This is a genomic window from Streptomyces sp. NPDC018031 (genome assembly GCF_044327625.1).
Lineage (GTDB): Bacteria > Actinomycetota > Actinomycetes > Streptomycetales > Streptomycetaceae > Streptomyces.
The window spans coordinates 734,185-757,242 of sequence record NZ_JBIRFT010000002.1 but is presented as its reverse complement, the minus strand read 5'-3'; the positions used below and the strand labels follow the sequence as shown (position 1 = coordinate 757,242).

21 protein-coding genes are annotated in these 23,058 nt (G+C 72.6%); 1 reads left to right on the top strand and 20 read right to left on the bottom strand.

Going from position 1 to position 23,058, the window contains the following annotated elements:
• Positions 1 to 69: 69 nt before the first annotated feature.
• The 6 genes from carB to pyrR all read right to left on the bottom strand — a co-directional run bounded on the left by carB (position 70) and on the right by pyrR (position 8,267).
• Complete coding sequence (gene carB, locus ACH4B3_RS09665) at positions 70 to 3,393, bottom strand: carbamoyl-phosphate synthase large subunit (RefSeq protein ID WP_398462193.1); 3,324 nt, start codon at positions 3,391 to 3,393, stop codon at positions 70 to 72.
• Complete coding sequence (gene carA, locus ACH4B3_RS09660) at positions 3,386 to 4,546, bottom strand: glutamine-hydrolyzing carbamoyl-phosphate synthase small subunit (protein WP_398462192.1); 1,161 nt, start codon at positions 4,544 to 4,546, stop codon at positions 3,386 to 3,388. Before carA ends, carB begins: the two co-directional genes overlap by 8 nt.
• Positions 4,543 to 5,130 (bottom strand): hypothetical protein, encoded by a 588-nt coding sequence (locus tag ACH4B3_RS09655; protein WP_398462191.1) that lies wholly within the window; start codon positions 5,128 to 5,130, stop codon positions 4,543 to 4,545. Before ACH4B3_RS09655 ends, carA begins: the two co-directional genes overlap by 4 nt.
• A complete protein-coding gene (locus ACH4B3_RS09650) occupies positions 5,127 to 6,428 on the bottom strand; it encodes a dihydroorotase (RefSeq protein WP_398462190.1) in 1,302 nt (433 codons plus the stop codon). Before ACH4B3_RS09650 ends, ACH4B3_RS09655 begins: the two co-directional genes overlap by 4 nt.
• A gap of 2 nt (positions 6,429 to 6,430) precedes the next feature.
• The gene (locus ACH4B3_RS09645; protein ID WP_398462189.1) at positions 6,431 to 7,414 is read right to left on the bottom strand and encodes an aspartate carbamoyltransferase catalytic subunit; all 984 of its coding nucleotides are present in this window, start codon (positions 7,412 to 7,414) and stop codon (positions 6,431 to 6,433) included.
• 262 nt (positions 7,415 to 7,676) lie between these two features.
• A complete protein-coding gene (gene pyrR / locus ACH4B3_RS09640) occupies positions 7,677 to 8,267 on the bottom strand; it encodes a bifunctional pyr operon transcriptional regulator/uracil phosphoribosyltransferase PyrR (RefSeq protein WP_398462188.1) in 591 nt (196 codons plus the stop codon).
• Between the two features lie 221 nt (positions 8,268 to 8,488).
• On the opposite strand from pyrR, the gene bldD reads away from it, so the two are divergent.
• Complete coding sequence (gene bldD, locus ACH4B3_RS09635; protein ID WP_135337455.1) at positions 8,489 to 8,989, top strand: transcriptional regulator BldD; 501 nt, start codon at positions 8,489 to 8,491, stop codon at positions 8,987 to 8,989.
• 249 nt (positions 8,990 to 9,238) lie between these two features.
• On the opposite strand, the gene nusB is transcribed toward bldD, so the two are convergent.
• The 14 genes from nusB to ACH4B3_RS09565 form a co-directional block, all read right to left on the bottom strand.
• Positions 9,239 to 9,670 carry a transcription antitermination factor NusB gene (nusB, locus tag ACH4B3_RS09630; RefSeq protein ID WP_398462187.1) on the bottom strand — a complete coding sequence of 144 codons (432 nt, stop codon included), beginning with the start codon at positions 9,668 to 9,670 and terminating at the stop codon, positions 9,239 to 9,241.
• Between the two features lie 2 nt (positions 9,671 to 9,672).
• The gene (efp, locus tag ACH4B3_RS09625; protein WP_398462186.1) at positions 9,673 to 10,239 is read right to left on the bottom strand and encodes an elongation factor P; all 567 of its coding nucleotides are present in this window, start codon (positions 10,237 to 10,239) and stop codon (positions 9,673 to 9,675) included.
• A gap of 67 nt (positions 10,240 to 10,306) precedes the next feature.
• Entirely contained in the window at positions 10,307 to 11,428 is a 1,122-nt protein-coding gene (locus ACH4B3_RS09620; protein WP_398462185.1) for a M24 family metallopeptidase, read from the bottom strand.
• 159 nt (positions 11,429 to 11,587) lie between these two features.
• On the bottom strand, positions 11,588 to 12,517 hold the full coding sequence (locus ACH4B3_RS09615) for a Pro-rich N-terminal domain-containing protein (RefSeq protein ID WP_398462184.1): 930 nt from the start codon (positions 12,515 to 12,517) through the stop codon (positions 11,588 to 11,590).
• 166 nt (positions 12,518 to 12,683) lie between these two features.
• Positions 12,684 to 13,142 (bottom strand): type II 3-dehydroquinate dehydratase, encoded by a 459-nt coding sequence (gene aroQ, locus ACH4B3_RS09610; RefSeq protein ID WP_398462183.1) that lies wholly within the window; start codon positions 13,140 to 13,142, stop codon positions 12,684 to 12,686.
• Positions 13,139 to 14,248: a 3-dehydroquinate synthase gene (aroB, locus tag ACH4B3_RS09605; RefSeq protein WP_398462182.1), complete on the bottom strand. Its 1,110-nt coding sequence runs from the start codon at positions 14,246 to 14,248 to the stop codon at positions 13,139 to 13,141. The genes aroQ and aroB overlap by 4 nt, the downstream gene beginning before the upstream one ends.
• Positions 14,245 to 14,799: a shikimate kinase gene (locus ACH4B3_RS09600; RefSeq protein ID WP_398462181.1), complete on the bottom strand. Its 555-nt coding sequence runs from the start codon at positions 14,797 to 14,799 to the stop codon at positions 14,245 to 14,247. Before ACH4B3_RS09600 ends, aroB begins: the two co-directional genes overlap by 4 nt.
• The gene (gene aroC, locus ACH4B3_RS09595) at positions 14,796 to 15,980 is read right to left on the bottom strand and encodes a chorismate synthase (RefSeq protein ID WP_398462180.1); all 1,185 of its coding nucleotides are present in this window, start codon (positions 15,978 to 15,980) and stop codon (positions 14,796 to 14,798) included. Before aroC ends, ACH4B3_RS09600 begins: the two co-directional genes overlap by 4 nt.
• Positions 15,981 to 16,187: 207 nt before the next feature.
• Complete coding sequence (locus ACH4B3_RS09590; protein WP_398462179.1) at positions 16,188 to 17,024, bottom strand: shikimate dehydrogenase; 837 nt, start codon at positions 17,022 to 17,024, stop codon at positions 16,188 to 16,190.
• A gap of 13 nt (positions 17,025 to 17,037) precedes the next feature.
• Complete coding sequence (gene mltG / locus ACH4B3_RS09585) at positions 17,038 to 18,951, bottom strand: endolytic transglycosylase MltG (RefSeq protein ID WP_398462178.1); 1,914 nt, start codon at positions 18,949 to 18,951, stop codon at positions 17,038 to 17,040.
• Between the two features lie 97 nt (positions 18,952 to 19,048).
• On the bottom strand, positions 19,049 to 19,519 hold the full coding sequence (gene ruvX, locus ACH4B3_RS09580; protein WP_398462177.1) for a Holliday junction resolvase RuvX: 471 nt from the start codon (positions 19,517 to 19,519) through the stop codon (positions 19,049 to 19,051).
• Positions 19,516 to 22,185 (bottom strand): alanine--tRNA ligase, encoded by a 2,670-nt coding sequence (alaS, locus tag ACH4B3_RS09575; RefSeq protein WP_398462176.1) that lies wholly within the window; start codon positions 22,183 to 22,185, stop codon positions 19,516 to 19,518. Before alaS ends, ruvX begins: the two co-directional genes overlap by 4 nt.
• Entirely contained in the window at positions 22,185 to 22,517 is a 333-nt protein-coding gene (locus tag ACH4B3_RS09570) for a DUF6167 family protein (RefSeq protein WP_398462175.1), read from the bottom strand. The genes alaS and ACH4B3_RS09570 overlap by 1 nt, the downstream gene beginning before the upstream one ends.
• A 9-nt stretch (positions 22,518 to 22,526) precedes the next feature.
• Positions 22,527 to 22,970: a DUF948 domain-containing protein gene (locus ACH4B3_RS09565; protein WP_398462174.1), complete on the bottom strand. Its 444-nt coding sequence runs from the start codon at positions 22,968 to 22,970 to the stop codon at positions 22,527 to 22,529.
• Positions 22,971 to 23,058 lie beyond the last annotated feature (88 nt).

Genomic DNA, 23,058 nt, shown 5'->3' with positions numbered 1-23,058 from the left:
TTTCTACGCGCGGGGGTGGGGTTCGCGTGCGCGAGGGGGACGCCGGCCGCCGGCGTCCCCCTCGGTCACTCACTCCTGGGTGGCGGACGGGCGGGCGGCGGTCAGCCGGCTCGCGTGCTCCTGGAGCGACCGGACGCCGATGTCGCCCCGGGTGAGGGCCTCGATGCCCTGCACCGCCGCGGCGAGCGCCTGCACCGTGGTCAGGCAGGGCACGCCCCGGGCGACCGCGGCGGTGCGGATGTCGTAGCCGTCCAGGCGGCCGCCGGTGCCGTAGGGGGTGTTGACGATCAGGTCCACCCGGCCGTCGTGGATCAGCTGGACGATGGTCTTCTCGCCGTTGGGGCCCTCGCCCTCGCTCTGCTTGCGCACCACCGTGGCGTTGATGCCGTTGCGCTTGAGGACCTCGGCGGTGCCGGAGGTGGCCAGCAGCTCGAAGCCGTGCGCGACCAGCTCGCGGGCCGGGAAGATCAGCGAGCGCTTGTCGCGGTTGGCGACCGACACGAAGGCGCGGCCCTTGGTGGGCAGGGCGCCGTACGCCCCGGCCTGCGACTTGGCGTAGGCCGTGCCGAAGACCGAGTCGATGCCCATGACCTCGCCGGTGGAACGCATTTCCGGGCCGAGGACGGTGTCGACGCCGCGCCCGTGGATGTCGCGGAAGCGGCTCCACGGCATCACGGCCTCCTTCACCGAGATCGGCGCGTCCAGCGGCAGCGTGCCGCCGTCGCCGACGGCCGGCAGCAGCCCCTCGGCGCGCAGCTCGGCGACGGTGGCGCCGAGCGAGATCCGGGCGGCGGCCTTCGCCAGCGGCACCGCGGTCGCCTTGGAGGTGAACGGCACCGTGCGGGAGGCGCGCGGGTTGGCCTCCAGCACGTACAGGATGTCGCCCGCCATCGCGAACTGGATGTTGATCAGCCCGCGGACGCCGACGCCCCGCGCGATGGCCTCGGTGGAGGCGCGCAGCCGCTTGATGTCGAAGCCGCCGAGGGTGATCGGGGGCAGGGCGCAGGCGGAGTCGCCGGAGTGGATGCCGGCTTCCTCGATGTGCTCCATGACGCCGCCGAGGTAGAGCTCGGTGCCGTCGTAGAGCGCGTCCACGTCGATCTCTATGGCGTCGTCCAGGAACCGGTCGACGAGCACCGGGTGCTCGCTGATCAGGCCCGCGTGCCGCTCCAGGTAGCCGGCCAGGGACGGCTCGTCGTAGACGATCTCCATGCCGCGGCCGCCGAGCACGTAGGACGGGCGGACCATGACCGGGTAGCCGATCTCGGCGGCGATGCGCTTGGCCTCGTCGAAGGAGAAGGCGGTGCCGTACTTGGGGGCGGGCAGCCCGGCCTTCTCCAGCACCCGGCCGAAGACCCCGCGGTCCTCGGCGGCGTGGATGGCCTCCGGCGAGGTGCCGACGATGGGCACGCCGTTGTCCTTGAGCGCCTGCGCCAGGCCCAGCGGGGTCTGGCCGCCGAGCTGCACGACGACCCCGGCGACCGGTCCGGCCTGGGTCTCGGCGTGCACGATCTCCAGGACGTCCTCCAGGGTGAGCGGCTCGAAGTAGAGCCGGTCGGAGGTGTCGTAGTCGGTGGAGACGGTCTCCGGGTTGCAGTTGACCATCACGGTCTCGTAGCCGGCCTCGCTGAGCGCGAAGGAGGCGTGGACGCACGAGTAGTCGAACTCGATGCCCTGGCCGATCCGGTTCGGGCCGGAGCCCAGGATGATCACCGCGGGCTTCTCGCGCGGGGCGACCTCGCTCTCCTCGTCGTAGGAGGAGTAGAAGTACGGGGTCCGCGCGGCGAACTCGGCGGCGCAGGTGTCGACGGTCTTGTACACCGGGCGGACGCCGAGGACGTGCCGGACCTGCCGGACGACCTGCTCCTCCAGGCCGCGGATGCCGGCGATCTGGGCGTCGGAGAAGCCGTGGCGCTTGGCCTCGGCGAGCAGGTCCGGAGACAGCTCGGAGGCGGCCGCCAGCTCGTCGGCGATCTCCTTGATCAGGAAGAGCTGGTCGACGAACCACGGGTCGATCTTGGTGGACTCGAAGACCTCCTCCGGCGTGGCGCCGGCCCGGATCGCCTCCATGACGGTGTTGATCCGGCCGTCCGTGGGGGCGGTGGCCTTGGCCAGCAGCGCCGCCCGGTCCCCGGGCTCACCGGTGAAGGCGAACTGGCTGCCCTTCTTCTCCAGCGAGCGCAGCGCCTTCTGCAGGGCCTCGGTGAAGTTGCGGCCGATGGCCATGGCCTCGCCGACCGACTTCATGGTGGTGGTGAGGGTGGCGTCGGCGGCCGGGAACTTCTCGAACGCGAAGCGCGGCACCTTGACCACGACGTAGTCGAGCGTGGGCTCGAACGAGGCCGGGGTCTCCTGGGTGATGTCGTTCGGGATCTCGTCCAGGGTGTAGCCGACGGCCAGCTTGGCGGCGATCTTCGCGATCGGGAACCCGGTGGCCTTGGAGGCGAGCGCCGAGGAGCGGGACACCCGCGGGTTCATCTCGATGACGATGATCCGGCCGTCCACGGGGTTGACGGCGAACTGGATGTTGCAGCCGCCGGTGTCCACGCCGACCTCGCGGATGACGGCGATGCCGATGTCGCGGAGGACCTGGTACTCGCGGTCGGTCAGCGTCATCGCCGGCGCGACCGTGATGGAGTCACCGGTGTGCACGCCCATCGGGTCGAAGTTCTCGATGGAGCAGACGACCACGACGTTGTCGTGCTTGTCGCGCATCAGCTCCAGCTCGTACTCCTTCCAGCCGAGGATGGACTCCTCCAGGAGCACCTCGGTGGTCGGCGACAGGGTCAGGCCCTGGCCGGCGATCCGGCGCAGTTCCTCCTCGTCGTGGGCGAAGCCGGAGCCGGCGCCGCCCATGGTGAAGGAGGGGCGGACGACCACCGGGTAGCCACCGAGCGTCTCCACGCCCGCCAGCACCTCGTCCATGGAGTGGCAGATGACCGAGCGGGCCGACTCGCCGTGGCCGATCCGGGCGTTGACGGCCGCCACGACCTCCTTGAACCGGTCGCGGTCCTCACCCTTGTGGATCGCCTCGACGTTGGCGCCGATCAGCTCGACGCCGTACTCCTCGAGGGTGCCGGCCTCGTGCAGGGAGATCGCGGTGTTGAGGGCGGTCTGGCCACCGAGCGTGGGCAGCAGCGCGTCGGGGCGCTCCTTGGCGATGATCTTCTCGACGAACTCCGGGGTGATCGGCTCGACGTAGGTGGCGTCGGCGATCTCCGGGTCGGTCATGATCGTGGCGGGGTTGGAGTTGACCAGGATGACCCGCAGGCCCTCGGCCTTGAGGACCCGGCACGCCTGGGTACCGGAGTAGTCGAACTCGGCGGCCTGGCCGATGACGATCGGGCCGGAGCCGATGACCAGAACGGACTGGATGTCGGTGCGCTTAGGCACGCTCGCCCTCCATCAGGGAGATGAAGCGGTCGAACAGGTACGCGGCATCGTGCGGACCTGCGGCTGCTTCCGGGTGGTACTGGACGCTGAAGGCGGGGACGTCGAGGCACTGCAGTCCCTCGACCACGTTGTCGTTGAGGCAGACGTGGGAGACCTCGACCCGGCCGTAGGGGGTGTCGGCGGGGCCGTCGAGCGGGGCGTCGACGGCGAAGCCGTGGTTGTGCGCGGTGATCTCGACCTTGCCGGTGGTGCGGTCCTGTACCGGCTGGTTGATACCGCGGTGGCCGTACTTGAGCTTGTAGGTGCCGAAGCCGAGGGCGCGGCCGAGGATCTGGTTGCCGAAGCAGATGCCGAACAGCGGGGTCTTCCGCTCCAGCACGGCCTGCATGACGGAGACGGCGTGGCCGGCGGTGGCCGGGTCGCCCGGGCCGTTGGAGAAGAACACGCCGTCCGGGTTCACCGCGTAGACGTCCTCGGCGGTGGCGGTGGCCGGCAGCACGTGCACCTCGATGCCGCGCTCGGCCATCCGGTGCGGGGTCATGCCCTTGATGCCGAGGTCGACGGCGGCGACGGTGTAGCGCTTGGTGCCGATGGCCGGGACCACGTACGCCTCGGTGGTGGCGACCTCGCCGCTGAGGTCGGCGCCCTTCATCTGGGGGGCGGACCGGACCCTGGCGAGCAGTGCGGCGTCCTCGACCGGGGTGCCGGCGGCGGAGGTGAGCGCGGGACCGGAGAAGATGCCGACCCGCATCGCGCCGCGCTCGCGCAGGTGGCGGGTGAGCGCACGGGTGTCGATGCCGCTGATGCCGACCACGCCCTGGGCGGACAGTTCCTCGTCCAGCGAGCGGCGGGAGCGCCAGTTGGAGGGGGTGCGGGCCGGGTCGCGGACCACGTAGCCGGCGACCCAGATGCGCCGGGACTCGGGGTCCTCGTCGTTGACGCCGGTGTTGCCGACGTGCGGGGCCGTCATCACGACCACCTGGCGGTGGTACGAGGGGTCGGTGAGGGTCTCCTGGTAGCCGGTCATGCCGGTGGAGAACACGGCCTCGCCGAAGGTCTCCCCCACGGCCCCGTAGGCGCGGCCACGGAAGGTGCGGCCGTCCTCCAGGACAAGTACGGCGGGGGTCCTGGCCCCCTGGGTGGAGGTGGTCATGATGCGCCTTCCTGGTGGTGCTGGGCGGCGACCGCGCTGTCGCCGTGTTCGGTGGTGAGGGTTTCGACCCACGCCCGGTGGTCGGCGACGTGGTCGGAGCGGAAGCCGGAGTCGATCAGCCGGTCGCCGTGCTGCCAGGTGATCACCAGCAGACCGCCCTCGGCGAGGACCTTCCCGGCGATCCCCTTGTCGAGGCGGGCGCCGCGCAGTGCCGCGGCCGGCACCCGGAAGTCCGTCGCGCCCGGCCGGACGACGAGCAGGTCGCCCTGCTCCGTCAGGGTGAGGTCGGCCCGGCTGCGGGTGCCCAGGCCCCGGGCGACGATCCGGTCCAGCCACTGCCCGGCGGTGGTGGAACCGTGGTAGCGGCCGGTCATCCGCAGCCGGGAGGTGCCCGGCTCGGACTCGATCTCCGGCAGCGGGGGCAGGTCACCCTGGAGGGTGCCGCGCCACTTCCATCCTTCGCGCATCAGCCAGTACACCAGGCCGACCAGCAGGAGCAGGCCGACGACCCAGCCGATACGGGCGGCCCAGTCGGTGACCTCCTGGGATTCCTGCTTCGCCGCCAGATGGATGAGAGGTGTCACGTCAGCTTCCCGTCTTCGACCGTGGCCCGGCCCCGCAGGAAGGTGTGCGTCACCCGGCCCGGCAGCTCAAGGCCCCGGTAGGGGGTGTTGCGGCTGCGGGAGGCGAACTCCGCGGGGTTCACCACACCACGGTATGACGGATCGAGCAGGGTGAGGTTCGCGGGCTCCCCGGCGGCGATCGGGCGGCCGTGGCCGGCGAGCCGGCCGATGACGGCCGGCCGGAACGACATCCGGTCGGCGACCTGCGACCAGTCGAGCAGACCGGTGTCGACCATGGTGTGCTGCACGACCGACAGCGCGGTCTCCAGGCCGACCATGCCCATGGCGGCCGCGCCCCACTCGCAGTCCTTGTCCTCGTGCGGGTGCGGGGCGTGGTCGGTGGCCACGCAGTCGATGGTGCCGTCGGCGAGCGCCTCCCGCAGGGCCAGTACGTCGGCCTCGGTGCGCAGCGGCGGGTTGACCTTGTAGACGGGGTCGTAGGAGCGGACCAGTTCGTCGGTGAGGAGCAGGTGGTGCGGGGTGACCTCGGCGGTGACGTCCCAGCCCTTGGACTTCGCCCAGCGCACGATCTCCACGGATCCGGCGGTGGACAGGTGGCAGATGTGCACCCGGGAGCCGACGTGCGCGGCGAGCAGCACGTCGCGGGCGATGATCGACTCCTCGGCGACGGCGGGCCAGCCGGCGAGGCCCAGCTCGGCGGAGACCACGCCCTCGTTCATCTGGGCGCCCTCGGTGAGGCGGGGCTCCTGGGCGTGCTGGGCGATGACGCCGTCGAAGGCCTTCACGTACTCCAGGGCACGGCGCATGATCACCGCGTCGTCGACGCACTTGCCGTCGTCGGAGAAGACCCGGACGCCGGCGGCGGACTCGTGCATCGCGCCCAGCTCGGCGAGCTTCCGGCCCTCCAGGCCGACGGTGACCGCCCCGACCGGCTGGACGTCGCAGTAGCCGGACTCCCGGCCCAGCCGCCAGACCTGCTCGACGACACCGGCGGTGTCGGCGACCGGGAAGGTGTTGGCCATGGCGTGCACGGCGGTGTAGCCGCCGACCGCGGCGGCCTTGGTGCCGGTCAGGACGGTCTCGGAGTCCTCCCGCCCGGGCTCCCGGAGGTGGGTGTGCAGGTCGACCAGGCCGGGCAGCAGGATCCGGTCCCCGGCCTCGACGACGGCCGCGCCCTCGGGGGCGTCCAGCCGCGGTCCGACGGCGGCGATGGTCTCGCCGTCGATGAGCACGTCCTGCGGCTCGCCGCCGAGGATCCGCGCGCCGCGGAGCAGAGTCTTCACGGTGGTGGCGGTCATGATTACTTGTTCTCCTCGGTGCGGGATTCGTCGGGGGCGGACGGCTCGTCGAGCACGGCTCCGCCGAGCAGCAGGTAGAGCACGGCCATCCGGATGCTGACGCCGTTGGCGACCTGCTCGACGGCGGTGCAGCGCGGGGAGTCGGCGACCTCGGCGGTGATCTCCATGCCGCGGTTCATCGGACCGGGGTGCATCACCACGGCGTGCTCGGGCATCCGGGCCATCCGGGCGCCGTCCAGGCCGTAGCGCCTGGCGTACTCGCGCTCGGTGGGGAAGAAGGCGGCGTTCATGCGTTCGCGCTGGACGCGGAGCATCATCACGGCGTCGGACTCGGGGAGGACCGCGTCCAGGTCGTAGGAGACCTCGCAGGGCCACCGCTCCACGCCGATGGGGACCAGGGTGGGCGGGGCCACCAGGGTCACCTCGGCGCCGAGGGTGGTCAGCAGGTGCACGTTGGAGCGGGCGACCCGGCTGTGCAGCACGTCGCCGACGATGGTGATGCGGCGGCCGGACAGGTCGCGGCCGGCGCCGGCGGCGAGGTGGCGGCGCATGGTGAAGGCGTCCAGCAGCGCCTGGGTGGGGTGCTCGTGGGTGCCGTCTCCGGCGTTGACGACGGAGCCGCCGATCCAGCCGGAGGTGGCGAGCCGGTGCGGGGCGCCGGAGTCGTGGTGGCGGATGACGACCGCGTCGGCGCCCATCGCCTCCAGGGTGAGCGCGGTGTCCTTGAGGGATTCGCCCTTGGAGACCGACGAGCCCTTGGCGGAGAAGTTGATGACGTCCGCCGACAGCCGCTTGGCGGCCGCCTCGAACGAGATGCGGGTGCGGGTCGAGTCCTCGAAGAAGAGGTTGACCACGGTACGGCCGCGCAGGGTGGGCAGCTTCTTGATCGGCCGGTCCGCGACCCGGGCCAGTTCCTCTGCGGTGTCGAGGATCAGGACGGCGTCGTCGCGGGTGAGGTCGGCGGCCGAGATGAGGTGGCGCTTCATCCGGTTACTCCGTGTGTGTTGCGGGTGGTCGGCGTGCGGGACCGCGCCCGGCTCCTTGCGCAGGGCGGCGGGCGGCGGCCGCTTGGAGCGCCCTCGGGGGCGTGGCGGGCGGCTGCGTCCGCGGGTCGGCAGTGGCGCGCGGCGGGGCGGCACGGGACGGTGCGGGGCGTGGCGGCGGCGGGGTGGCCCCGCCCTCCGTCCGCCGCCGCGGCGGCCGGCGCGTTCCCGGGGCGGCCCCGGGGGCCGGCCCCGCCATGCGTCGCTACCGGCCGGCGGGCGGCGGAGGCTCGCTCAGACCCAGGAGGACGCTGTCGCGCCCGTCCTCCTCGGTGAGGTGCACCTTGACCGTCTCGCGCAGCGAGGTGGGGAGGTTCTTGCCGACGTAGTCGGCGCGGATCGGCAGTTCCCGGTGGCCCCGGTCGACCAGGACCGCGAGCTGCACGGCGCGCGGGCGGCCGATGTCGTTCAGCGCGTCCAGGGCGGCGCGGATGGTGCGGCCGGAGAAGAGCACGTCGTCGACGAGGATGACCACGCGCCCCTCGATCCCGTCACCCGGGATCTCGGTGCGGGCCAGCGCCCGGGCCGGGCGCAGCCGCAGGTCGTCGCGGTACATGGTGATGTCGAGCGAGCCCACCGGGATGTCGCGGCCGGTGATCTCCGCGAGCTTGGCGGCCAGCCGCCGGGCGAGGAAGACCCCGCGGGTGGGGATGCCCAGGAGGACCACGTCCTCGGCGCCCTTGGCGCGCTCGACGATCTCGTGGGCGATGCGGGTGAGCACCCGGGCGATGTCCGGCGCCTCCAGAACGGCGCGGGCCTGGCTGCCCTGCATCGAGTGCGGGCTGATTGCGTCCATACGAAACGGACCTCCTTCTCCGCCTCACGGGACGGACTTTAAAGGACGTCGGAATTGCGCCATTCACAGTAGCAGGGTCAACCGGGCAGGCCTTCATCACCCCTGACGGCGGACCCCGGGGTTCATTCGGCTTGACGAATGGAAATTACGCTGCGTAATCTCACAGTGAGTTACGAGCCGCGCGGCGGAGCCGCACGTCGATACAGCGTCCGGGGAGCTTTATGTCCAGCGAATACGCCAAACAACTCGGGGCCAAGCTTCGCGCCATCCGCACCCAGCAGGGCCTTTCCCTCCACGGCGTCGAGGAGAAGTCCCAGGGCCGCTGGAAGGCCGTGGTGGTGGGTTCTTACGAGCGCGGCGACCGTGCCGTGACCGTTCAGCGCCTTGCCGAGCTGGCGGACTTCTACGGCGTCCCGGTCCAGGAGCTGCTGCCGGGCACCACGCCCGGCGGGGCTGCCGAGCCGCCGCCGAAGCTCGTCCTCGACCTTGAGCGCCTGGCCCATGTGCCGGCCGAGAAGGCGGGGCCGTTGCAGCGGTACGCCGCGACCATCCAGAGCCAGCGGGGCGATTACAACGGCAAGGTCCTGTCGATCCGCCAGGACGACCTGCGCACCCTCGCCGTCATTTACGACCAGTCGCCGTCGGTGCTGACCGAGCAGCTGATCAGCTGGGGCGTGCTGGGCGCGGACGCCCGTCGTGCGGTCCAGCACGAGGACGTCTGAGCCGGGGCCGGATCACCGGTCGGCGGGCCGGCAAGCCCACCGCTCCGATTGCAGAAACGTGCCGCCGGGGGCGGCGGAATCCGGCTGGGATTCCGCCGCCCCCGGCGGCATTTCCGCCGCGGCGAGCCGGGTACGCCCGCCGGTGCGCAGCGTGGCGCCGGACACGGCGAAACGGGCCCGGTGCCTCCCCCTCGGCAAGGGAGGCACCGGGCCCGTCCGCAGCCGTACGGCCGCCGTCGCCGCGTGCGACTACTGCTCGCGGCGCAGGCCGGGCTTCAGTTCCTTGAAACGGCCGAGAAGGCCGTTGACGAAGGCCGGGGAGTCGTCGGTGGAGAACTCCTTGGCGAGCTGCACCGCCTCGTCGATCACCACCGCGTCCGGCGTCTGGTCCTCCCAGAGCAGCTCGTAGGCGCCGAGCCGGAGGATGTTCCGGTCCACGACCGGCATCCGGTCCAGCGTCCAACCCACCGCGTAGGTGGCGATCAGCTCGTCGATGCGGTCCGTGTGCTGCGCGTACCCCTCGACCAGCTGCATCGTGTACTCGGTGACGGGCGGCTGCCGGTCGTCGGTCCGGGCGTGCCGGATCCAGTCCGCGAGGACGGTCTGCACGGAGCTGCCGCGCTGGTCGGCCTCGAAGAGGATCTGGAAGGCGCGCTTGCGGGCCTTGTTACGGGCTGCCACGGTTAGCTGTTCACCCGACCGAGGTACTCACCGGTACGGGTGTCGACCTTGATCTTCTCGCCCGTGGTGATGAAGAGCGGGACCTGGATCTCGTAGCCGGTCTCCAGCGTGGCCGGCTTGGAACCGCCGGTGGAGCGGTCGCCCTGCACACCGGGCTCGGTGTGCTGGATGGTGAGCTCGACGGCGGCCGGGAGCTCGACGTAGAGCACCTGGCCCTCGTTCTGCGCCACGACGGCTTCGAAACCCTCGATCAGGAAGTTCGCGGCGTCGGCGACCGTCTTGCGGTCGATGTGCAGCTGGTCGTACGTGTCCATGTCCATGAAGACGAAGTAGTCGCCGTCCATGTACGAGAACTGCATCCCACGCTTGTCGACGTTGGCCGTCTCGACCTTCACGCCGGCGTTGAAGGTCTTGTCGACGACCTTGCCGGAGAGCACGTTCTTGAGCTTGGTGCGCACGAAGGCCGGGCCCTTACCGGGCTTGACGTGCTGGAACTCGACGACGGACCACAGCTGGCCGCCGTCGAGCTTGAGCACCATGCCGTTCTTGAGGTCGTTCGTGGATGCCACGGTTGCGGGATCTCCTGGGCTGAGGCTGGTGGGACCAGGAGATGCCGCGCGCCGACGCCGGTGACGGCTAGAGCGCGAGCAGCTCCTTGGTCGTGATGGTGAGTAGCTCGGGCCCGCCATCCGCCTCGGGGCGGACGACGAGCGTGTCATCGATCCGGACGCCGCCCCGGCCCGGGAGGTGAACCCCGGGTTCGACGGTGACCGGCACGCAAGCGTCCAGTTTACCCATGGCCGACGGTGACAGCCGAGGGTCCTCGTCGATTTCCAGGCCCACACCGTGCCCGGTACGGGCCCCGAAGCCCTCCCCGTACCCGGCGGCGTCCAGCACATGGCGGGCCGCGGCGTCCACGTCCCGGTACGCGGTGCCCGGCGCCAGCGCCTCCCGGCCCGCCCGCTGCGCCTCGAACACCAGCTCGTAGAGCTCGATCTGCCAGTCCGCCGGGGTGGTGCCGATGACGAAGGTGCGCCCCACCTCGCTGCGGTAACCCCGGTACCCGGCGCCCAGGCAGATGCAGAGGAAGTCCCCCTCCTCCACCCGCCGGTCGGTCGGGGTGTGCCCGGGGCGGCCCGCGTTGACCCCGGTGCCCACCACGGTGGGGAAGGCCGGACCGTCCGCCCCGTGGTCGATCAGCCGGCGCTCCAGTTCCAGCGCCAGATGGCGCTCGGTCCGCCCCACCAGGATCGACTCCAGCAACTCGCCGAGGGCCTGGTCGGCGATCTCCGCGGCGATCCGCAGGCAGGAGATCTCCTCCTCGTCCTTGACCAGCCGCTGCTGTTCGACGGCGCAGGCGAGGTCGGTCAGCCGCAGCCGGGGCGCGGCGGCTGCCACCGCCCGGTGCCGGGCGACGCTCAGATGGTGCTCCTCGACGGCGAGCGAACCGGCCCCGGCCGAGGCCGCCAGCCCGGCCGCGGTGACCACCGGGTCGGCCTCCGCCTCCGTCATCGGCAGCAGCAGCGTCCGCAGCGGCTCCTCGACGCGCTCGCGGCCCGGCTCCCGCACCGGATCCGGCGGGCAGACCAGCAGGTCCTCGGGGCCGGCGGCGGGACCGAGCAGCAGGGCCGCCCCGGCGGGCGCGCCGCCGCACAGGTACCGCACGTTGGCGGGGCGGGAGACGACGGCGGCCTCGGCTCCGGCCGTCGCGTACCGCTCGCGCAGGAGCGCACGTCGGGCCGCGTACACCTCGGACATGTCTTCGAGCGTACGGAGGGCGGGGGCGGACGGCCGGTTGAGCGGGGCCGGATGGGCGTCATCGCGTCATGGGCCGCCCCCGGCGGCGCGCCGGGCGACCGGCCGGCACCGGTCCGGTGGGGCGGCACCGGCCCCCACGGGACCGGCCCGGCGGGGCGGCTACCAGTTCGGCGGGCTGGCCAGGGAGCGGGCGACCACCTCGTCCAGCACCCGTGCGGTGGACTCGACGTCGTGGCCGGAGTTGTCGATGATGGGCAGGCCGGAGCCGTACCACCCGGCCATCCGGCCGTGGATCCGGGCGACCTCCTCGTCGCTGAGCCGCCGGTTGCCGCTGCGCTTGGCGTTCCGCTCCAGCACGATCTCCAGGCCGGGCAGGATCACCACCGGCAGCAGCCCGGGGCCGACGTGCCGTTTCCAGCCGCCGAGTCCGACCACCGGCCGGTCCGGGAAGACGGCGTCGTCGAGGATGCAGGAGATGCCGTTGGCCAGGAAGTTGCGGGCGGCGAAGCCGCAGGTGCGCCGGGCCAGCCGGTACTGCGCCTCGGAGTTGTCGTTCCACCCCGACTGGGGGTTGGCGAAACCGGACCGCACCCACTCGCGGACGTCGTCCAGGCTGATGTGCGCGGTGGGCACCCGGCGGCGGTCCGCCCAGTGCCGGGCGACGGTCGTCTTGCCGGCCCCGGCGGGGCCGATGAGCAGTACCGCCACGGCGGCCTGGGCGGCGTCCACCACGGCCGTGCCGGCCGGGGCGTGCTGCGGCATCTGCACCGGTCCGCCGGGCGGCAGCTGGATGTGGCCGGTCGTCACCGAGCTCTCGATCTGCCCGGCCGCGGGCGGCGGCGCGGGAGCGGACTGGGGCGGCGCCGAAGGGGCCGGGTGCGGCGCCGGGTGCGGTGCCGGGTGGCCCGGGTGGGGCGGCGGCGCGGCGGGGTGGCCGGGTGCGGGAGCCGGGTGGCCGGGGGGCGCGGGCTGGGCCGGGTGCGCCGGAGGCGGAACGGGATGGTGGCTCGCGTCCTGGGTCCAGCCCCCACCGGGGCGCTGTCCTGGCCCGTGAGGTGGTGGCAGCGGGGCTCCCACTGCGTGCTGCATCCGGTGGCTCCGTTGAGGGTGGTGGCGGGCGACGGGGAAATCGTACTGGCGTGCGGCATGGTGACACGGCCTGGCCGTTCCTACCGAACCGTACCTGCCCCGGCCGCCGCTGTGTGCACGGCCGGGGCAGTTCGTCAGTTGCCCCGGGATGCCCGCCGGTACCCCGTCAACCAGCCATTTCGCTGGCCAGCGCGCGCAGCGCGAGCCGGTAGGAGCCGATCCCGAAGCCCGCGATGGTGCCGCTGGCCACCGCGGCGATGACAGAGTTGTGACGGAACTCCTCGCGCGCGTGCGGGTTGGAGATGTGCACTTCGATCAGCGGCGCGGTCCGCTGCGCCGCGGCGTCCCGCATCCCGTAGGAGTAGTGGGTGAACGCCCCGGGGTTGATCACGACGGGGATGCGGCCGTCCGCGGCCTCGTGCAGCCAGCGGATGATCTCGCCCTCGTCGTTGGTCTCCCGGACCTCGACCTCGAAGCCCAGTTCCCTGCCGAGCGCGGTGCACTCGCCGACCAGCCCGGTGTAGGAGGTGGCGCCGTAGACGTCGGGCTCCCGGCTGCCGAGCCGGCCCAGGTTGGGCCCGTTGAGCACGAGGACCCGCCGCCCGGCGGCCGGACCGCCGCTCACGCGGAGACCTCGCCGTAGGCGGCGAGCAGCACCGCCGGGTCCGGCCCCTCCAGCACGGTGGGCCGGGCGAGCCCGTCCAGCACGATGAAGCGGAGCCGGTCGCCGCGGGACTTCTTGTCCACCTTCATGGTCTCCAGCAGCCGGGGCCACTGGTCGCCCCGGTAGGTCAGCGGCAGCCCCACCGATTCCAGTACGGCGCGGTGCCGGTCCGCGGTGGCGTCGTCCAGCCGGCCGGCGAGCCGGCCCAGCTCGGCGGCGAAGACCATGCCGATGGAGACCGCCGCGCCGTGCCGCCACTTGTAGCGCTCGTTCTTCTCGATCGCGTGCGCCAGGGTGTGGCCGTAGTTGAGGATCTCCCGCAGCCCGGACTCCTTGAGGTCGGCGGAGACCACCTCCGCCTTGACCCGGATGGAGCGTTCGATCAGCTCCGCGGTGTGCGGGCCCTCGGGGGTGCGGGCCGCGGCCGGGTCCGCCTCGATCAGGTCCAGGATCACCGGGTCGGCGATGAAGCCGGCCTTGATGATCTCGGCGAGGCCGCTGACGTACTCGTTGACCGGCAGCGACTCCAGCGCGGCCAGGTCGCACAGCACACCGGCGGGCGGGTGGAAGGCGCCCACCAGGTTCTTGCCCTCGGCGGTGTTGATCCCGGTCTTGCCGCCGACCGCCGCGTCCACCATGCCGAGCACGGTGGTGGGGACCGCGATCCAGCGCACCCCGCGGAGCCAGCTGGCGGCCACGAAGCCGGCCACGTCGGTGGTGGCGCCGCCGCCGACGCCGACGATCACGTCGCTGCGGGTGAAGCCGGTCTGTCCCAGCGCCTTCCAGCAGTAGGCGGCGACCTCGACGGTCTTGGCCTCCTCGGCGTTGGGCAGCTGGATCGCGATGGCCTCGTAGCCCTGGTCGGCGAGGTCGGCACGGATCGCCTCGCCGGTCCCGGCCAGCGCCTCGGGGTGGAGCACCGCGACCCTGCGGACCCCGCCGTTGCCCGCGGCGCCGCCGCCGATGAGACCGGGCAGCTCGCCGAGGAGCTGCCGGCCGACCAGGACCTCGTACGGGTCGCCGCCCTGGCTGCCGCCGACCTGGATACGGGTGACGTGTTCGGTCACGGGTGTTCCTCCCGGCCGGGGGTGACGCCCCCCGGCGATTGCGCCTTCAGTTCCAGTGCGTCGAGCACCGCCTCGGCGACGGCCTCGGGGCCGCGGCCCTCGGTGGAGACCACCGCGCGCGCCACCTCGGTGTAGAACGGGCGGCGCTGCTCCATCAGTTCACGCCAGCGCTGCCGGGGGTTGACCGCCAGCAGGGGGCGCGGAGCGTCCAGGCCGGTCCGCTTGACGGCTTCGGAGACGCCCATCTCCAGGAAGACGACCGGCAGTCCGGCGAGCAGGGCGCGGGTGCCCTCGTCCATGACGGCGCCGCCGCCGAGCGCCAGCACCCCGGTGTGGCCGGCGACGGCGTCCCGGACCGCCTGCCGCTCCAGCGCACGGAAGTGCGGCTCGCCCTCGTCGATGAAGATCGCGGAGATCTCCTTGCCGGTGGCGGCGACGATGTCGGCGTCGGTGTCGCGGAACGCGGTGCCCAGCCGTTCGGCGAGCAGCCGCCCCACGGTGGTCTTGCCGACCCCCATCGGTCCGACCAGGACCACGGCCGGGCCGGTCATCGGATGGCGAGGTTGTCGAGGAAGCCGCGCACGTTGCGCCGCGTCTCGGTGACGCTGTCGCCGCCGAACTTCTCCGCGACCGCGTCGGCCAGCACCAGCGCCACCATCGCCTCCGCGACGATGCCCGCGGCCGGCACCGCGCACACGTCCGAGCGCTGGTGGTGGGCCTGGGCCGGTTCGCCGGTGGTGACGTCGACGGTGGCCAGCGCCCGGGGCACGGTGGCGATCGGCTTCATCGCGGCACGGACCCGCAGCAGTTCGCCGGTGGTCAGGCCGCCCTCGGTGCCGCCGGAACGCCCGGAGGCCCGCCTGATCCCCTCCGGGGTGGTGAGGATCTCGTCGTGCGCCTGGGAGCCGGGCACCCGGGCCAGGTCGAAACCGTCGCCGACCTCGACGCCCTTGATGGCCTGGATGCCCATCAGGGCGGACGCCAGCCGGGCGTCCAGCCGCCGGTCCCAGTGGACGTGCGAGCCGAGGCCCACCGGCACGCCGTAGGCCAGCACCTCGACGACGCCGCCGAGGGTGTCGCCGTCCTTGTGCGCCTGGTCGATCTCGGCGACCATCGCCGCGCTCGCGTCGGCGTCCAGGCAGCGCACCGGGTCGGCGTCCAGCCGTTCGACGTCCGCCGGCCCGGGGAGCACACCGTAGGGCGCCTTGGCGGCGGCGAGTTCCACCACGTGCGAGACGATCTCGATGCCGGCGGTCTCCTTGAGGTAGGAGCGGGCCACCGCGCCCAGCGCGACCCGGGCGGCGGTCTCCCGGGCGCTGGCGCGCTCCAGGATCGGCCGGGCCTCGTCGAATCCGTACTTCTGCATCCCCGCGAGGTCCGCGTGGCCGGGGCGGGGCCGGGTGAGGGGCGCGTTGCGGGCCAGTCCGGCGAGCACCTCGTCGTCCACCGGGTCGGCCGCCATCACCTGCTCCCACTTGGGCCATTCGGTGTTGCCGACCATGATCGCGACCGGGCTGCCGAGGGTGCGTCCGTGGCGCACCCCGCCGAGGAAGGTGACCTCGTCGCGCTCGAACTTCATGCGGGCACCGCGGCCGTAGCCGAGCCGCCGCCGGGCGAGGGCGTCCGCCACCATGTCGGTGGTGATCGGCACACCGGCGGGCAGCCCCTCCAGCGTCGCCACCAGTGCGGGGCCGTGCGACTCCCCCGCGGTCAGCCAGCGCAACCTGCTCAACGGTGCTCCTCTTGCTCGCGCCTTAAGCGGTAGGTGACGCGCCGGGTGCGCGGCCCGGGCCCGCCACCTCAGATCCTCCCACGTCCATGGGGACGCCCTGGACGCGGTCTCAGCAAGTGGGACCGGTGTCCGCATGGGGATACGGCACCTCGCCGGCCCGGGCCTCGCCGTCCGGCGGCGGCCGGTCCCGCGGCTGCCGCCCGGCGGTCACCGGCGACGCGCCGCGAGCGCCGCCTCCCCCGCCGCGCGCATCGCCGCCAGCGGCCCCGGCGACCGCCCGGTCATCTGCTCGACCTGCAGCACCGCCTGGTGGACGAGGAGGTCGAGACCGCCCAGTACGGTGCCGCCGCGCGCCGACCAGGCCGCGGCCAGCGGCGTCGGCCAGGGGTCGTAGAGCACGTCGAACAGGGCCCCGGGACGCTCCGGGACGGCCCCGGCCAGCGCGTCGGTGGCGCCGGCCGGGGTGGTGGCGATGACCAGCGGCGCGCTGAACGCCTCCGCGGCGTCCGCCCAGTCGGCGATCCGCACCGGCGTCCCCAGCCGCTCGCCCCAGCGGCGCATCTCCTCGGCGCGGGCCGCGCTGCGGACGTAGGCGGTGACCTCGCCGGGGCAGATGCCGGCCAGCGCGGCGAGGGCCGAGGCGGCGGTGGCCCCGGCGCCGAGCACCGCCGCGCGATCCGCCTTCTCCGCCCCGCGCTCGGCGAGGGCCGCCGTGATCCCCGGGATGTCGGTGTTGTCGCCGGTCCCGCGGCCGTCCTCGGTGAACACCACGGTGTTCACCGCCTCCACGGCCGCGGCGGTGGCGGTGATCTCGTCGAGCAGCGGGATGACCGCGCGCTTGAGCGGCATGGTCAGCGACAGCCCGGCCCAGATCCGGCGGTCCAGCCCGGTGATGAAGTCCGGCAGCCCCGCCTCGTCCACGTCGAAGCGGTGGTAGGTCCACCCGGTCAGCCCCAGGTCCGCGTAGGCGGCGCGGTGCAGCACCGGGGAGAGGGAGTGGGCGATCGGCGAGCCGAGGACCGCCGCGCGGTGGGTGTACGTCATGTGCGGGTGTTCCTCAGTCGTTCCGACGGCTCTCGTTGAACTGGTCGACGAGCTTGTCGTGTTCGGCGTAGGTCCGGGTGAACTTCGTGGTCTTGCCGTCGAGGGAGATGAAGTAGTACCAGCCGTCGTGGGTCGGGTTCTGCGCGGCGTTCAGCGCGTCCGCGCCCGGGTTCCCGATCGGTCCCGGCGGCAGCCCCTTGTAGAAGTAGGTGTTGTAGGGGTGGTCCAGGTTCTTGATCTCTTCCAGCGTGATGTCGATCTCGCTCTGGTTCTTCGCGTAGTTGTACGTCGAGTCGAACTGGAGCTGGCCGACGGTCTCGGCGTTACCCGGCTTGAGGCGGTTGTAGATGACCTCGGACATCTTCCGGAAGTCGTCGTGGGTGACGCCCTCGGCCTGCACCAGGCTGGCCACGGTGATCAGTTCCATCGGGGAGTCCAGGCCGAGCTCCTCGGCCTTGCCCGCCAGGTCGTGCCTGGCGTACTCCTTCGTGGCGTTCTGCACCATCTGGCGCAGCACCGCCTCGGGCTTGGCGTCCTTGCCGACGCTGTAGCGGGCCGGGAAGAGGAAGCCCTCCAGCGGGTCCTTGACCTTGGGGCCGTGTTCGACCCAGTCGGGCAGGCCGAGGTCGTCCGCCTCGCGCTTGGCGACGCCCTCGGTGGTGCCCGCCTTGAGGCCGATCTTCTTGTCGATCGCGGCGTAGACCTGCACGTTGCGCATGCCCTCGGTGACGATCAGACCGTTCATGCTGGCCGGGTCGGTCATCATCTCGACGGCCGCCTCGGCGGACATCTCCTTGCGCAGGGTGTACGCCCCGGGCTGGATGCTGCCGCCCTTGGGGTGGTCGTTGGCGGCCTCGATGAAGGCGTCGGTGCTCTTGACCACCCCCTCGCCCTTGAGGATGTTGCCGATGTCCGCGATGACGGCACCCTCCGGCACCTCGACGGCGACCTCCCCGGTGCCGTCGCCGGAGTAGTCCGGGGGCGCGCCGAAGTGGCTCTGCCAGAGCCCGTAGCCGACGTAGGCCACGCCGCCGGTGAAGCCGGTCAGCACGACCGCCACGACCAGGCAGGCGAGACCGCTGCGGCGTTTGGGTTTCTTGCCGCGGCGGTCCCGGCCGCCGTCGGTGGACTCGTCGTCGAAGTCGTCGTCGTCGGTGGAGTGCCGGGGCAGCGCACCGCCGGGCAGGCGGTCGGCCTCCGGGGCGCCGCCGTCGGTCCGCTCCGCCGGGGAGGCCGCGGTGTCCGGGCCGGCCGCGGCCATGGCCGCGACGGGCTCCGGTTCCCCGGCGGGGTGCCCGCCGTCCGGCTCCCGGTACGGCTGCCCGGGGTGGCCCGGCTCGGCCGGCGCACCGTCCTCGTGACGCGCGTAGGGCGGCTCAGGCGGCGGGTAGGCGTCCGGGGTGGCGTAGTAGTCCGGCTGGGCGCCGGTGTACGGATCGGTGGGCTGCTGGTACGGGTCGGTGGGGTCCGCGGCCCCGTAACCGGGGTCCCAGCCGCCGCTCCCGCCGTCGCCGTAGTGCGCCTGCCCGGCCGGGACGGATCCGTCGGCGTAGGCCGGCCCGGGCTGCCCGGGGTAACCGGCCTGCTGCCCCTGCCCCTGCCCCTGCCCCTGCCACTGCGCCTGGGCGGGGTCGGGGTCCGGGGAGTGCGGGTACCGCTCGCCGTGCTGCGGGTACTGCGCGCCGTGCGGGGCGTGCTGCCCGCCGTGCTGCTGGTACGGCTCCGGATGCTGATCGGGGTAGTGCCCGGGGTGCTGGTGCTGCGGGACGCCGTAAGGATCCTGCGGGTAGGACTGCTGCCCCAGCGGATCCGCCGCGTAGGGATCGTGACCGGCCCCGGGCTGCTGCCCGTGCCATCCCGGATCCCCGTACAGCGGGTCCTCGGGATGCCACGGTTGGGAGCCGGGGCCCCGGCCATACTCAGTCATCGATCCCCTAGTGCCGCGGGACGGCAGCCGGGGTGGTGTGCGCGCGTGGCGCGGGCGTGCGGCTGCCCTGGACGCGCGGAACGTTACCGTATCGCGATCAGATGACCACTTCGACGCCCTCGCCCGGCGGCTCGCCGGACACCCGTTCGGTCTCCAGCGCGTTCTGCAGGATCACCACCGCGGCGGCCTGGTCGACCGACGCCCGGCCCTTCTTGCTGCTGACCCCGGAGGCCCGCATGGACTGGGTCGCCGTGACGGTGGTCATGCGCTCGTCCACCAGCCGCACCGGGACCGGCGCGACGCGCTGGGCCAGGGTGCGGGCGAACGCGCGCACCTTTGCCGCGGCCGGGCCCTCCCGCCCGCTGAGCGAGCGGGGCAGCCCGACCACCACCTCGATGGGCTCGTACTCCTCCACGATCGCCGCCAGGCGCCGGTGGGCGGCCGGGACGTCACGTCCCGGCACGGTCTCCACCGGCGTGGCGAGGATCCCGTCGGGGTCGCACGAGGCGACCCCGACCCGGGCGTCCCCGACGTCGACCGCGATGCGTCTGCCGCGCCGCAGCGTCATGCCTGCTCGGCCACGAGACGCTCGACGGCCTCGATGGCCTCGCCGATGGCCTGCGGGTTCTGACCGCCGCCCTGGGCGACGTCCGGCTTGCCGCCACCGCCGCCGCCGAGCGTCTTGGCCGCGGTACGGACCAGCTCGCCGGCCTTCAGCCCGCGCTCGCGGGCAGCCTCGTTGGTGGCGATGACGGTCAGCGGGCGGCCGCCGGAGGTGGTGAAGAGGGCGACGACGGCGGGCCGGTCACCGGGGATGCGGCCGCGCACGTCCAGCACCAGCCTGCGCAGGTCGTCGGCGCCGGTGCCGTCCGGCACCTGACCGGTCACCACGGCGACGCCCCGGACGTCCCGGGCGCTCTCGGCGAGCCCGGCGGCGGCGGCCAGCACCTTCTCCGCGCGGAACTTCTCGATCTCCTTCTCGGCGTCCTTGAGCTTGGCCAGCATTCCGGCGATCCGGTCCGGCAGCTCCTCCGAGCGCCCCTTGAGCAGCTCGGTGAGCTGGGCGACGACGGTGTGCTCCCGGGCGAGGAAGTTGTAGGCGTCCACGCCCACCAGGGCCTCGATACGGCGCACGCCGGAGCCGATCGACGACTCGCCGAGCAGCTTCACCAGGCCCAGCTGGGCGGTGTTGTGCACGTGGGTGCCGCCGCACAGCTCCTTGGAGAAGTCGCCGATGGTGACCACCCGCACCCGATCGCCGTACTTCTCGCCGAACTCGGCGATGGCGCCCTGCTTCTTGGCGTCGTCCAGGCTCATCACCTCGGCCTGCACGTCGAGTTCCCGGGACAGCACCTCGTTGATCTTCTGCTCGACGTCGGTGAGGACCGTGCCGGGCACCGCGCTCGGGGAGCCGAAGTCGAAGCGGAAGCGGCCGGGCGAGTTCTCCGAGCCGGCCTGGGCGGCGGTCGGGCCCAGGGCGTCCCGCAGCGCCTGGTGGGTGAGGTGGGTGGCGCTGTGGGCGCGGGCGATGGCACGCCGGCGCGTGACGTCGATGGCGGCGTGGGCGGAGGCGCCCACGGTCACCTCGCCGACCTGGACGACGCCCTTGTGGACGTGCACGCCCGGGACCGGCTTCTGGACGTCCCGCACCTCGATGACGGCACCGGTGTCGAGCCGGATCCGGCCGGAGTCGCCGATCTGGCCACCGCCCTCGGCGTAGAACGGGGTGCGGTCCAGGATCACCTCGACCTCGTCGCCCTCGGAGGCGGCCGGGGCGGGGACACCGTCGACCAGCAGGCCGACGACGGTCGACTCGCCCTCGGTGGAGAGGTAGCCGGTGAAGTCGGTGGCGCCGGCGGTGTCGGCGATCTCGCGGTAGGCCGACAGGTCGGCGTGGCCGGTCTTCTTGGCCTTGGCGTCGGCCTTGGCGCGCTCCCGCTGCTCCTTCATCAGGCGGCGGAAGCCGTCCTCGTCCACGGACAGCCCCTGCTCGGCGGCCATCTCCAGGGTGAGGTCGATCGGGAAGCCCCAGGTGTCGTGGAGCAGGAACGCCTTGTCACCGGGGAGGACGGCACCGCCGGCGGCCTTGGTCTCGGTGACGGCGGTGTCCAGGATGTTGGTGCCGGCCTTGAGGGTCTTCAGGAAGGCCCCCTCCTCGGCGAGCGCGACGGTCTCGATGCGCTTGCGGTCGGTGACCAGCTCCGGGTACTGCTGCCCCATCGTCTCGATGACCGTGCCGACCAGCTCGCCGATCACCGGTTCGGTGGCGCCCAGCAGCCGCATGTTGCGGATGGCGCGGCGCATGATGCGGCGCAGCACGTAGCCGCGGCCCTCGTTGCCGGGGGTGACGCCGTCGCCGATGAGCATCACCGAGGTGCGGATGTGGTCGGCGACCACGCGCAGCGAGACGTCGGAGGCGGCGTCGGCACCGTAGCGGACCCCGGTCAGCTCGGTGGCCTTGTCCATCACGACGCGCAGGGTGTCGGTCTCGTACATGTTCTGCACGCCCTGCAGGATCATGGCGAGGCGTTCGAGGCCGAGACCGGTGTCGATGTTCTTGCTGGGCAGGTCGCCCAGGATCGGGAAGTCCTCCTTGCCGGAGCCCTCACCGCGCTCGTACTGCATGAAGACCAGGTTCCAGATCTCCACGTAGCGCTCGTCGTTGACCGCCGGGCCGCCCTCCTCGCCGAACTCGGGGCCGCGGTCGTAGTTGATCTCGGAGCAGGGGCCGCACGGGCCGGGGACGCCCATCGACCAGAAGTTGGGGCCCATGCCCAGGCGCTGGATGCGCTCGGCGGGCACGCCGATGACGTCGCGCCAGATGCGCTCGGCCTCGTCGTCGTCCTGGTAGACGGTGATCCACAGCTTCTCCGGCTCAAGCCCGTAGCCGCCGTCCGCCACCGGGGCGGTCAGCAGCTCCCAGGCGAGCTTGATGGCGCCTTCCTTGAAGTAGTCGCCGAAGGAGAAGTTGCCGCACATCTGGAAGAAGGTGCCGTGCCGGGTGGTCTTGCCGACCTCCTCGATGTCCGGGGTGCGGACGCACTTCTGCACGCTGGTGGCGCGCGCGAAGGGCGGCTTGACCTCGCCGAGGAAGTACGGCTTGAAGGGGACCATGCCCGCGGGGACCAGCAGCAGCGTCGGGTCGTCCGCGATGAGCGACGCCGACGGCACGACGGTGTGCCCACGCTCTTCGAAGAAGCGCAGCCAGCGGCGGCGGATTTCAGCCGACTCCATCAGTGGTCCTCTTTTCCGGTGGTGCGGTTGTTGGCGGGGTGGGTCGGATCGAGCGGGACGGCGGCGGGCCGTGCGGTGATTTCGCGGGCCTCGCGGGCGTCGGGTGCGCCGGTCAGGCCCAGCGCGTCGCGGAGTGCCGCCTCACGGTCGGCCATGCCCTCGCGCACGTCGAGCGCGAAGAGCTTGACCCGCCGGCCCGCCAGCACCGCCCGGTCGGCGGCCTGCGCCGCCAGGCTCTCCGGGGTGAGCTGGTTGAGCTTGCGGTTGACCTTGGTGGTGGCCCAGACGCCGGCTGCGATGCCGGTGCCGAACCAGAACGTGCGGCGGAACATAGCGGTCCCTCAGCCCTTCGATCCACGGTTGCGGCGCCCGCCCCGGCGGGCGGACGGCAGGGTCTTGCCGACGATGACGGTGCGGTCCGGGCGCGTCTCGGCCTCGGGTGCCTTGCGGCCGATCGCGCGCCGTACGCCGTAGCCGAAGGCCGCGACCTTCACCAGCGGCCCGCCGAAGGCGGAGGAGACCGTCGAGGACAGCGCGGAGGCGTTCGCGGTGACCTCCTGGACGTCCGCCGTGATCGAGTCCACCCGGGCGAGCTGGGTGTTGGCGGAGCGGACGGTCGCGGACGCCTCGCCGAGCAGCGGCACGGCCTGTTCCGTCACGTCCGCCACCAGTTTGGTGGCCGCCTTGAGCGTCTGCGCGAGCCTCACCAGCGCGAGCGCGAGGAACGACACGAGGATCGCCCAGAAGACGGCCACGAGAATCCCGGCCACCTCTCCACCGGACACGTTGCACCGCTCCTTGCAGGTCGTCGTTTGGCAGGTATCGACCTTATCGCGCCGGGAGGGCGCCCCCGTAACGGATAAGGAGCGGCTC